The sequence below is a fragment of the Arsenophonus sp. ENCA genome, from assembly GCF_002287155.1.
GTDB lineage: Bacteria > Pseudomonadota > Gammaproteobacteria > Enterobacterales > Enterobacteriaceae > Arsenophonus > Arsenophonus nilaparvatae.
Window position 1 is genome coordinate 1 of sequence record NZ_NHNG01000020.1, and the last position, 11,311, is coordinate 11,311.

Here is an 11,311-nt window from a genome sequence, read left to right on the forward strand (position 1 = left end):
AGCACCCACGACAGTCAGCATTTCGAAAGGGTCATTGACAAGGCCAACACCAATCGCAATATCTACGCCGACCGAGGCTATCCCTCTGCGGAGCGGGAAGCTTGGCTGAAGGCAAACGGCTATAGGAGCCAGATTCAGCGTAAAGGCCATCGAAACAAACCGTTGTCCAAGACTCAGCAAGGGCGAAACCACAGGATTGCAAAGACTAGGGCACGGGTTGAACATGCATTTGCGGCGATGGAACAAATGGGTAGAAAACTGATCCGCACCATTGGACAGGTGCGCGCTAATTTTGCCATGACGATGATGGCAGCATGTTACAACCTAAAGCGGTTGGCGTACTTCCAGAGCGCGTGCATCGTGGCTTTCTGACGCCCAGAATGGGTCAAATGGCCCTAGCCAGGGCAATGTGCGATAGAATCAGTAGCGTGATAATCAAAAAAAATCTAATTATTTAGAATGAAAGCCAAGGGTTAATTGAAAATCTTGAGTTTTTCGAGGTGCCCAACGATTGGTATCCATATTTATATATGCCATACTTCCTATTTCCTATTTCCCTAATAGTATTAAATTTAAAATAAACGCAATTGGCTTATTTTTGATTAATGGTATTACAACAATAGATATATATTAATATTACTGAATATGTTATTAGTATTGATATATAATCAGATATATCGAATTTATACTATATAATTTTTCTAATGTTTTCTTTAAATTCAACATAATAATGCCATCCAATAATTTATATTAATTAGATTATTTATTTTATCCAGATTGTTATTTCTTATAAGATAAGGCTTATACGCTTTTAATATTCATATTTATTTTCTTGATATTGTTCAACATCAATTATGCTCATAACCTATTATCAATACTTAGACTCTATCAATAGACTTTTACAGATTTCCTAATGAGTTAGTTTATATTTCATCCATAACTTGGCTGTTAACTTTTGAATGCAAATTTATCAATAAGTTATTTTTGTTCAGTTATTGGCCATGAATTTAAACTGAAATAGTTAATAAATAAATTACACACAGCAGAATCATTAATTTTACTGATTTTGTTTATAAAACAAGCATATGATTTATAAAGACTAGACCCGCACTAAAACAGCACGTATAATGCATCCCACTTAGGCCCCTTGGCTCAGTGGTTAGAGCAGGCGACTCATAATCGCTTGGTCGCTGGTTAAAATCCAGCAGGGGCCACCAAATTTTAGCTATAATAGCAGCCAATTGATACCACTCTACTATGAGTGGTTTTTGCTATTCTAAAGCCACAGATTTTGCTTGTCTTTGTAGGCAACGGATTTATCACTAACGGCCAGCAGCTAGCGGTGGCGACAATTATCGACGACGTCAGTGCAATTAAAACAACCATTTTTGCCCTATAACTGGCAATAATTAGTGTTAATAGATAAACTAAATATCAGATTGGAAATTGAATCGAGGGTGTTTAGGCAACCATTTTGTTAGCGTTTTTACCATGTTATCTAATTACAGTGGCTAAAACTTTTACTAATGATCTGCTGAGTTAACATAACTATCAATAAAAAAGCACCTATCTAGAGGTGCTTTTTATTACGCTAAAGATAAATAAGCGTTATTCATCCAGGAAACTACGTAACACTTCTGAACGACTTGGATGGCGCAGTTTACGTAACGCTTTTGCTTCTATTTGTCGGATCCGTTCGCGAGTAACATCAAACTGTTTACCCACTTCTTCTAGAGTGTGATCCGTATTCATATCAATACCAAAGCGCATGCGCAGAACTTTTGCTTCACGGGTCGTTAAGCCAGCTAGAACTTCGTGGGTAGCTGATCTTAGACTTTCCGAGGTAGCAGAGTCTAACGGTAACTCTAGAGTAGTATCTTCAATGAAATCACCAAGATGTGAATCTTCATCATCGCCAATAGGTGTTTCCATCGAGATAGGCTCTTTGGCAATTTTTAGTACTTTACGGATTTTATCCTCAGGCATTAACATGCGTTCTGCCAATTCTTCAGGTGAGGGTTCACGTCCCATTTCCTGTAACATTTGGCGAGAAATGCGGTTCAGCTTGTTGATCGTTTCGATCATGTGCACTGGAATACGGATTGTGCGCGCCTGATCAGCAATTGAACGGGTGATCGCCTGTCGGATCCACCAGGTTGCATAAGTTGAAAACTTATAGCCACGACGGTATTCAAATTTATCAACCGCTTTCATTAGACCAATGTTACCTTCCTGGATCAGATCAAGGAATTGAAGGCCACGATTGGTATATTTTTTAGCAATAGAGATAACTAACCGTAAGTTAGCTTCAACCATCTCTTTTTTCGCTCGACGCGCTTTTGCTTCACCAATAGACATACGGCGGTTAATATCTTTAACCTGTTCAATGGTTAAACCAGTCTCTTCTTCAATTTGTTGTAGTTTTTGCAATGAGCGTTGTATATCTTCTTCGACTTCAACTAATTTTTCAGACCAGGGTTTATTCATTGCTTTTGTCGCAGCTAACCAATTACCATTGGTTTCATTACCTGAGAATAGGGTAATGAAGTTTTTCTTCGGCATCTTGCATTGTTCAATACAGAGTTTCATGATGAGACGTTCTTGAGAACGAACACGTTCCATCATATCACGCATATTGTTCACTAAATAATCAAACTGTTTTGGTACTAAACGGAACTGTTTGAAAATTTCGGACAACTGCTCGATTTCTGCTACTGAATTAGCATGGTTACGGCCATTTTTTTGGATTTCAATGGACGTACGTTCATATTGCTCACGAAGTTCTGAAAATTTCTGTCGAGCGAGTTCTGGATCGACATTGTTTTCATCACTGTCGTCACTATCGTCGTCTTCGTCTTTATCTTCATCTTCGTCATCATTTAAGGCTTCCTCCGGTAACACTGAACCGATATGTGTTGCTGTCGGTGCTAAATCCTCTTCAGCGTTTGGATCAACGAAGCCGGTAATAATATCAGATAGGCGGATTTCACCTTTTTCAACACGTTCGTATTGGTCTAATAGATAAGCGATAGCCTCAGGATATTCAGCAACAGAACACTGAACCTGATTAATGCCATCTTCGATGCGTTTAGCGATATCAATTTCACCTTCACGGGTCAGTAGTTCTACGGTGCCCATTTCACGCATATACATCCGCACAGGATCTGTTGTGCTGCCTATTTCACTTTCAACACTGGATAATACTTGGGCAGCAGCCTCAACAGCATCATCGTCAGTATCAGTGGCGGTTTCTGCCAGAATAAGATCGTCGGCATCAGGCGCTTCTTCCATCACTTGAATGCCCATATCATTAATCATTTGGATGATATCTTCGATCTGATCTGAATCGACGATATCTTCCGGCAGATGGTCGTTGACCTCAGCATAGGTCAGGTAGCCTTGCTCTTTACCTTTGGTAACTAGTAGCTTCAGCTGTGACTGCGGGTTTTGCTCCATAAGACGGTATCCACACTTCATAATTTGGGTTGGTGTTGGTCGGCGAAAACAAGTCAGCCAACAATAAAATTAAAGGGAATTTAATTATTTTATGTGCCATGCCCTTTACATCATGGCAACTTACAGGCGCTTGCCCTACGTTATACGGCACTTAAGCCGGATGTTTTTTACTTTTCAAGATTACTGTTTTATTCTTGCAACAGTAATTAAACGAACTTCTTCACGTTCTTCACTGGTTAAGCCTTCTGTTCGCTCTTTTGCCATCAGAAATGCGAACCTTTCATCAAGCGCGGTAATAAATAAATGCTCCAACGCATCCTTGAACATTTTTTCCGCTATCTCTTCTATCTCTATATCGTTCCAAGTTGCCAGTTTTTCAAGTTGTTTAACAAATTTATTATTACGATAGCATTCCAATAATTGACCAGTATTTATGCCAGGATGAGATTGACAAAGTTCAACTAACTCTAAAAACAGTGCTAATCCTGGTAATTGTGAGTGCTTAATTCCATCAAGAGTAGGAATTAGACTGACAAAATTTGGATTTTGTACCAATAATGCGATCAATATTCGCATTGTAGTCGGTTTAATTTTGGGTGTCTGATGATTTGTTTTTTCCGCCGATCCTTTTTCGATCATGGCAAAAATACGTGAAGTATCAGGAATACCAATAAAATTACCTAACTCTTGTGCCAAATATAACTGTAAAGTATCACCAGGCACTTTTTTAATTAAAGGGATAGCAAGACGATTGAATTTTGCTTTACCTTCATGACTGCTTAAATCAACTTGTGCAACCAATGTGTCAAACAAAAATGTAGACAAAGAGTGGGATTTATCCATCCGTTGTTCAAAATTTGTTTTACCTTCTTTACGTATTAGTGAATCAGGATCCTCACCATCAGGTAAAAACATAAATTGTAGTTGGCGGCCATCACTCAAATAGGGAAGTGCCGTTTCAAGCGTTCGCCATGCGGCTTCGCGACCGGCTTTATCCCCATCATAACAACAAATAACCGTATCTGTTGTCCGAAAAAGTAACTGGATATGCTCTGCCGTGGTTGATGTACCTAATGACGCTACGGCATAATTAATACCAAATTGCGCCAGAGCGACAACATCCATATAACCTTCGACAACTAATAGTTTAGAAAGTGCCAGATTATTTTGTGTTGCTTCATATAAGCCGTATAATTGACGGCCTTTATGAAAAATCTCAGTTTCTGGTGAATTAAGATATTTTGGTAATGTGTCATCTAAAACACGGCCACCAAATGCCACGACACGTCCTCTACGATCTCGGATTGGAAACATTATACGTTCACGAAATCGATCGTAAGTGCGGCCATTATTATTGGTAACTAACATACCAGCGGCATCTAACTGTTTATGGCTATCAGCGTGTTTAGCGAAATGCTTGAGTAGGTTGTCCCAGCCGCTTGGGGCAAAACCGATAGAAAAGCGATAAATAACTTCATCACTTAAGCCGCGCTGTATTAAATATTGTTTTGCACTCTGTGAGTCTGATTTATTCAATAAATGTTGATAAAATTGATTAATTTCATCCATTAATTGATAAAGATTTTGTCGCTGATGCCGCTCTATTTGGTTTGAACTATTGCCGGTTTCATAAGGAATTTCCAATCCGTGCATGGTAGCCAGTTCTTCAATCGTTTCGACAAAATCAAGCTTGTCATAGTTCATCAAAAAATCAATGGCATTACCATGAGCGCCACAGCCAAAACAGTGATAAAATTGTTTATCGCCATTAACTGTAAATGAGGGCGTTTTTTCATTATGAAATGGACAACACGCGTGATGGTTTTTGCCTTGCTTTTTTAGCGGCACTTTAGTATCAATAAGATCAACGATATCGGTTCTGGCCAATAAATCATTGATAAATGTACGCGGGATTCGTCCAGCCATAAACTCTTCATTGATGAAAGATAACAAGCCGTGCTTCCTGTTAGAAAGCACGGCCTTCTTGTAATCACTTAATCACTGCTGTCGAATTGTTACGATTATTGAACCGTAGCAATTAGTACAAACGAGTACGACGTGCGTTCTCGCGAGCCAATTTTTTAGCGTGGCGCTTTACTGCTGATGCTTTTTCACGTTTACGTACAGTCGTTGGTTTCTCATAGAACTCACGACGGCGGACTTCAGCTAATATTCCTGCTTTTTCGCAAGAACGCTTAAAACGACGTAGTGCTACGTCAAATGGCTCGTTTTCACGTACTTTAATTACCGGCATGTGCCTTTCACCTCAAAAAAATCGGTTTTTGCTAGCAATATCATAGCCAGCTGTCTTTAAAATGGTGCGGAATTTTACTTCAATGTGTAGGGCTTTGTAAAGTGCTGTATAAAAACGAAACGCACAAAATCACCCAATTATTTATTTTTAATAACAAAATAGTTGGCATAGTCTAGATTATAATGAATAAGCCCTACAAATTATTTATATTAATTATAACTGATTTAATCCAGATAGACAGTTATTTATTTTCTGAGAAGTTGCACCTTTTTTACATAAATAGTGATAAACTTGCGCTATTAGCGAAGGTGGTGAGTAATATATGCGTGTTTTAGGTATAGAAACATCTTGCGATGAAACGGGTATCGCGATTTATGATGATCAATTAGGTTTATTAGCCAATCAATTATATAGCCAGGTAAAATTGCATGCCGATTATGGCGGAGTGGTGCCTGAATTAGCTTCTCGCGATCATATTCGTAAAACAATTCCTTTAATTAAAGCGGCACTGCAACAAGCGGATTCAACTGCTGGTGATATTGATGCGGTTGCTTATACCGCGGGTCCTGGTTTGATCGGTTCTTTATTGGTAGGAGCAACAATCGGGCGTTCATTAGCATTTGCTTGGCAAGTGCCGGCTATTCCTATTCATCACATGGAAGGGCATCTACTGGCGCCAATGCTGGAAGAAAATAGTCCTGAATTCCCTTTTGTAGCATTATTGGTCTCTGGTGGGCATACTCAGTTAATTAATGTAATAGCGATTGGTCAGTATCAGTTATTAGGCGAATCAATTGATGATGCTGCGGGTGAAGCTTTTGATAAGACAGCAAAATTATTAGGTTTGAATTATCCGGGCGGGCCAGCACTATCATTGATGGCAGGGCAGGGACAGGCTGGCCGTTTTGTATTTCCTCGTCCGATGACAGACCGCCCGGGACTGGATTTTAGTTTCTCAGGTTTAAAAACTTTTGCTGCCAATACCATTCGTAATAATAGTATGGATCAGCAAACCGCTGCTGATATTGCTCGGGCATTTGAAGATGCTGTTGTGGATACATTAGTGATCAAATGTAAACGTGCTTTAGAACAAACGGGTTCTAAGCGTTTGGTTATGGCAGGTGGTGTAAGTGCAAATCGTACCTTACGGCTAAAAATGGCAGAATCGATAACAAAAATTGGCGCCCAGGTTTTTTATGCTCGACCAGAATTTTGTACTGATAATGGCGCAATGATAGCGCTGGCCGGCATGATCCGTTTAAAAAATGGCGTAAGAAATAGCCTGGATATCACCGTGAAAGCACGTTGGCCACTAGCAGATTTATCACCGTTAGCAACAACAACTGTGCATAAATCGACTTAAAGTCTAAAAATTAACACAGTAATCAGTAGTTAATCATTTTTTTCTTGCTTTTTAGTGGCTTGAATGAGTTCTTTATTTGTTTTTTCGCTTTTTTTCTTCATTTTTTGCCATATACGGCTTTCTTGGCTTCTCCACAGACGCTGAATTTTATCATGATGGCGAAAGAGTATGAGACATGAAAGCATCGCAACCGGGAAGGTGAATTCCGGTTTAAACCACCAAACATAGAAGGGCGCTAATAGAGCAGTGACAATAGCTCCTAATGATGAATATCCACTGAGTAGTACAGTCAGTAGCCAGGTACCCGCGACAACACCAGATAACCCCCAGCCAATGGCAACAATTGAGCCAAAAGCAGTAGCAACGCCTTTTCCACCTTTAAAACGAAAGAAAATGGGGTAAATATGGCCCAAACAGGCGGCAATGGCAATAATTCCAAGGTAAAAAGGAGGAATATTTAAATAATAGGCTAGCCATACTGGGATCATCCCTTTTAGGATGTCGTAAATGAGCACGGCTAAAGCAGCCGCTTTTCCACCAATGCGTAACACGTTGGTTGCTCCAGGATTCTCGGAACCATGGCGTCTGGGATCAGGAAGACCTATCAATCGGCAGATCAAGACGGCACTGGAGATTGAACCACAGAGATAAGCGAAGATAATCATGCCAAGTGCGATTGCACTCATATCATTACTCCAAATAATCATGACCTTTTTAACTTAACGTATTAATAATACATGTATTTTATCGAAGTATTATTTGCATACCGTGTTTTAAAGATCATAGGGATATCAGATCATTAATAAAATATACAGTATAGTTGTTAGTAAAACTAAGGAATATCTTTGCTAAATTTATTTTTTAGTTATAGTGAATTATTTTTCAACTTTTTGGTTTTTTTGGCAAAATCTGTCAGCATGATAGTCGTTAATCTCCTATTATTGCCGCAAATTTTACTAAAATGTGTGATCATTGGGCCATTTTTGTCAATGATAATAGAGAAGTATCTGGAAAGCGATTATTTATCGCAATTAAAAAAATGAGAGAAGGTTAAATGGACATTATATTTATTGAACAGTTATCAGTATTCACAACCATTGGTGCTTATGATTGGGAACAAACGATCCAACAGAAATTGTTGCTCGATATTGAGATGGGATGGGATAATCAGCAGGCAGCCAAAAGTGATCAAGTGGAAAATTGTTTAGATTATGCGCAGGTTAGCCAAGCGGTAATTAATCATATAGAAACACAAAAATTTGCGTTGATAGAACGGGTTGCGCAGGAGATTGCTGATATTATTTTAAATCAGTTCAATAGTTGTTGGGTCCGCGTTAAAGTTTGTAAGCCAGGTGCGGTGGCGCAGGCTAAACAGGTTGGTGTGATTATAGAGCGGACAAAATCTGTTTAGGTTAACTTAAATCGGTAAAATGGTTTGTTGCTGCCACCAGTCAGTTAATGTTTGGATACGTTTTCGGTTAAGCTCATCCCTGATCGCGATCCCCGTTATACCCTGCTCAATAAGATCTTTGCTTGATACTTGTTGTACAGTCTTAAATGCTTCAATAACAAATTTAGCTTGTGGATAAGTGATATGCTCTCGCCCTATCCGGCTGCGAGCATCTGCTTCACAGGCGATGACCAATTTATTGATACGCTCCGGCTTGCGCCAACTATCTAATTGATTAAATAAATTAATAACAGTTTCTGGTGTTGACTGATTAATTTGGTGGATTTGTTGATGAAAACGAGCCACTAATTTAGCTAACTCTTTCATTCTATTAGGAATACGTAGTCGATTGCACATAGCCTCAATTAGCGAAATACCTTTGCTAACATAATCGTCATGAGCGGGATATTGTTCAGATGGGGTCAGCGCTTTACCAAAGTCATGGCAGAGAGCAGCGAAGCGAGTTTCGACATTGTCAGTTAATGAGGCCGCTACCTTTAAGGTTAAAAGCGTATCTATTTCGGGATGTGATTTTGCCGCTGCAGGTATGCCAAATAATTGATTAATTTCAGGAAAAAGAATAGCTAGCGCGCCACAATCATATAAGACACGAAAATAGATTTCAGGCGATAATGATTGTAGTGCTTTTTCCGTTTCTCCCCACACTCTTTCTGCGCTAATTGTACTAAACTCATGATTAAAAACCATTTTTTTCATCAACGATTGTGTTTCATTGGCAATAGTAAATTTTTGGTTAGCTAGCCGAGCAGCAAAACGTGCCACTCTGAGTATTCGCAAAGGATCTTCGGCAAAAGCAGCGGAAACGTGGCGTAATAGGAGATTTTTTATATCCCGTTCACCATTGTAGGGATCAATCAGTTGGCCATCTTCAGTTTGCGCAATCGCATTGATGGTCAAATCTCGACGCAACAGATCCTCTTCTATCGTGACATCAGGTGCGGCATAGCAAGAAAAACCGGTATAGCCGACACCCGTTTTGCGTTCTGTACGAGCCAGGGCATACTCTTCACGTGTTTTTGGATGGAGAAAAACGGGAAAATCCTTACCGACTTGCTGGAAACCTAATTTGATTAAATCATCTGGGGTAGCTCCGACCACTACCCAGTCACGATCAGAAACAGGCAACCCTAATAGCTGATCTCTTACCGCGCCACCAACAAGATAAATCTGCATGGTATTTTTTTTAATTCATCCAGCGTTCATTACGTTATTTACGTCGTGGGATGAGATGAGGTAATAATAAACCAAAAATTAAACCTGCACCGGCAACGCCACCGCCATACATAAACCACTGTAAAATGAGCTCACGGCGATTATTATCAAGATTGATTTGTGCAATCTCTAATTTTTTTCCTGAGCGGATTAACTCATTTTTCAGTTTTTCGTTTTCTGCGGTTAGATTAGCAATAGTTTGATCACTGGCTGCCACTTTGCTTTGCATTTCACTGGTTTGATTATTCCAGTTACTATCAATGCTGGTCAATTTTTCACGTAATTCTTGATTTTTCTTTTCAAGTAATGGAATACGTGCTTTTACACTAGGTGTTTTGCTGAGTTGATTTTTGGGTAACCAAGCAACTCGTCCTTTATAATCACGAACTTGGGCGTAGCCGGTTTCAGCATCTGTGTTCAATAACTGAACTTGATCACCGCTTTTTAGGCTACCAATAATGCGATAATCGGTTCCAGGCCCTCGATGGATAAAGGTAGGCAGTTCATCAGAAACATAAAGCGTTTCTTCTGCTTGAGTCGTCATTGGCAGGTTAAATCCTATCAATGCTAAGATAAATAAAGGAAATTTTCTCATTGTATTCAACTATCTTCAAACTGTGAAAAAAGTGCTATTAGCTGATACTAATGCGTTAAATGTATTGATGCAAATCTAAAAAGGTAAAATAATAATTCTTTTAATTGATTTGCCATTATTAATAATATTTCATTTTTTATTATTTTCAGGTAAAAACCATAGAATAAAATTCTTTGTTAGTTATTTTTCTGGTGTTTAGTTATTAATATAGACTTAATTAATATTAGAATTGTTTGTTTTTAGAAAAAATTTTTTACTGTTAGTAAGGAAAAATGAATCACGCTTTGGCTGATGTTTTCTGGCTTATTTATGTTAAACTTAAAACTCCTTTCTATCGTTAGTCATGAAATTGTCCGTTTTTAATCAGCGACAGAGTAAATAGAAAAAATAACAATCTACATTAAGTATGCGTCTAGACAGTATAAATAAAAATAGAAACGTTTATCCTTCGGGGGAGAAATATCAGAAAATCTGGACTAAATATGCGTCAGCTAGAAATTGAATTAAAATTATCTGTTCGCCCGGAAGCTATTAAGCGGATCCGTGAAAAAATAATATGTTTTCGCTATACACATTTCTCCTTACATAAACTGTCAAATATCTATTTTGAAACAGTGGATCATCAATAAGCGTGTTGCTTAATAGTGAAATAAGGGTGTTTCGGTGATTGAAGTAAATTTTACGCTGTTCTGAGATGGAAATTCCAAAGACCTGCGCTAAGGAGTAAGAAGGTATCATCAATAAAGGGTCTACGATTCCGTAAAATTTGGGTCATGCAACCGAGGCGCTTGATACCCGCGATGGCGTGTTCAACTGTAATACGGATGCCCGAGATTATTTTATTTTCTTGTTTTTGTTCAGGCGATAAAGGTCTTTTTCGAGTTCCTTTTTTTGGGATTTGTGTATTAGGATGCTGTTTATCTATACCTTGAAAACCGGTATCTGCCCAGATGGTTACCT

At 38.8% G+C, this 11,311-nt stretch carries 10 protein-coding genes and 1 tRNA gene; 4 read left to right on the forward strand and 7 right to left on the reverse strand.

Features of this window, described 5'->3' with window-relative positions; all coding sequences use genetic code 11:
- Together CBG25_RS00615 and CBG25_RS00620 are read left to right on the forward strand one after the other, a co-directional pair.
- Positions 1-372: transposase (locus CBG25_RS00615; RefSeq protein ID WP_290603757.1), on the forward strand; the 372-nt coding region annotated here is incomplete at its 5' end.
- A gap of 769 nt (positions 373-1,141) precedes the next feature.
- Positions 1,142-1,217: transfer RNA gene (locus CBG25_RS00620), tRNA-Ile, on the forward strand.
- A gap of 391 nt (positions 1,218-1,608) precedes the next feature.
- Here CBG25_RS00620 and rpoD read toward each other — a convergent pair.
- The 3 genes from rpoD to rpsU form a co-directional block, all read right to left on the reverse strand.
- Entirely contained in the window at positions 1,609-3,456 is a 1,848-nt protein-coding gene (rpoD, locus tag CBG25_RS00625) for an RNA polymerase sigma factor RpoD (RefSeq protein WP_290603758.1), read from the reverse strand.
- A gap of 180 nt (positions 3,457-3,636) precedes the next feature.
- Positions 3,637-5,382 carry a DNA primase gene (gene dnaG / locus CBG25_RS00630; protein WP_290603777.1) on the reverse strand — a complete coding sequence of 582 codons (1,746 nt, stop codon included), beginning with the start codon at positions 5,380-5,382 and terminating at the stop codon, positions 3,637-3,639.
- Positions 5,383-5,494: 112 nt separating this feature from the next.
- Positions 5,495-5,710: a 30S ribosomal protein S21 gene (gene rpsU / locus CBG25_RS00635; protein ID WP_026821546.1), complete on the reverse strand. Its 216-nt coding sequence runs from the start codon at positions 5,708-5,710 to the stop codon at positions 5,495-5,497.
- Positions 5,711-6,032: 322 nt separating this feature from the next.
- Between rpsU and tsaD the strand changes: the two genes are divergently transcribed.
- Positions 6,033-7,073 carry a tRNA (adenosine(37)-N6)-threonylcarbamoyltransferase complex transferase subunit TsaD gene (gene tsaD, locus CBG25_RS00640; protein WP_290603762.1) on the forward strand — a complete coding sequence of 347 codons (1,041 nt, stop codon included), beginning with the start codon at positions 6,033-6,035 and terminating at the stop codon, positions 7,071-7,073.
- 29 nt (positions 7,074-7,102) lie between these two features.
- Here the strand turns inward: tsaD and plsY are convergent, their stop codons facing one another.
- On the reverse strand, positions 7,103-7,759 hold the full coding sequence (plsY, locus tag CBG25_RS00645; RefSeq protein WP_290603764.1) for a glycerol-3-phosphate 1-O-acyltransferase PlsY: 657 nt from the start codon (positions 7,757-7,759) through the stop codon (positions 7,103-7,105).
- A gap of 368 nt (positions 7,760-8,127) precedes the next feature.
- Here plsY and folB point away from each other — a divergent pair, with 368 nt between their 5' ends.
- Positions 8,128-8,484: a bifunctional dihydroneopterin aldolase/7,8-dihydroneopterin epimerase gene (gene folB, locus CBG25_RS00650; protein WP_290603766.1), complete on the forward strand. Its 357-nt coding sequence runs from the start codon at positions 8,128-8,130 to the stop codon at positions 8,482-8,484.
- A gap of 6 nt (positions 8,485-8,490) precedes the next feature.
- Here folB and CBG25_RS00655 read toward each other — a convergent pair whose 3' ends face one another.
- From CBG25_RS00655 to CBG25_RS00665, 3 genes are all read right to left on the reverse strand, one after another.
- The gene (locus CBG25_RS00655; protein WP_290603768.1) at positions 8,491-9,717 is read right to left on the reverse strand and encodes a multifunctional CCA addition/repair protein; all 1,227 of its coding nucleotides are present in this window, start codon (positions 9,715-9,717) and stop codon (positions 8,491-8,493) included.
- Positions 9,718-9,751: 34 nt separating this feature from the next.
- Entirely contained in the window at positions 9,752-10,351 is a 600-nt protein-coding gene (locus CBG25_RS00660; protein WP_290603770.1) for a TIGR04211 family SH3 domain-containing protein, read from the reverse strand.
- 679 nt (positions 10,352-11,030) lie between these two features.
- The coding region (locus CBG25_RS00665) for a transposase family protein (protein ID WP_290603775.1) at positions 11,031-11,311 on the reverse strand (281 nt) is incomplete at its 5' end.

Coding starts and splice junctions, on each gene's coding strand:
- rpoD (WP_290603758.1), bottom strand. CDS start 3,456: ATGGAGCAAAACCCGCAGTCACAGCTGAAGCTACTAGTTACCAAAGGT.
- dnaG (WP_290603777.1), bottom strand. CDS start 5,382: ATGGCTGGACGAATCCCGCGTACATTTATCAATGATTTATTGGCCAGA.
- rpsU (WP_026821546.1), bottom strand. CDS start 5,710: ATGCCGGTAATTAAAGTACGTGAAAACGAGCCATTTGACGTAGCACTA.
- tsaD (WP_290603762.1), top strand. CDS start 6,033: ATGCGTGTTTTAGGTATAGAAACATCTTGCGATGAAACGGGTATCGCG.
- plsY (WP_290603764.1), bottom strand. CDS start 7,759: ATGAGTGCAATCGCACTTGGCATGATTATCTTCGCTTATCTCTGTGGT.
- folB (WP_290603766.1), top strand. CDS start 8,128: ATGGACATTATATTTATTGAACAGTTATCAGTATTCACAACCATTGGT.
- CBG25_RS00655 (WP_290603768.1), bottom strand. CDS start 9,717: ATGCAGATTTATCTTGTTGGTGGCGCGGTAAGAGATCAGCTATTAGGG.
- CBG25_RS00660 (WP_290603770.1), bottom strand. CDS start 10,351: ATGAGAAAATTTCCTTTATTTATCTTAGCATTGATAGGATTTAACCTG.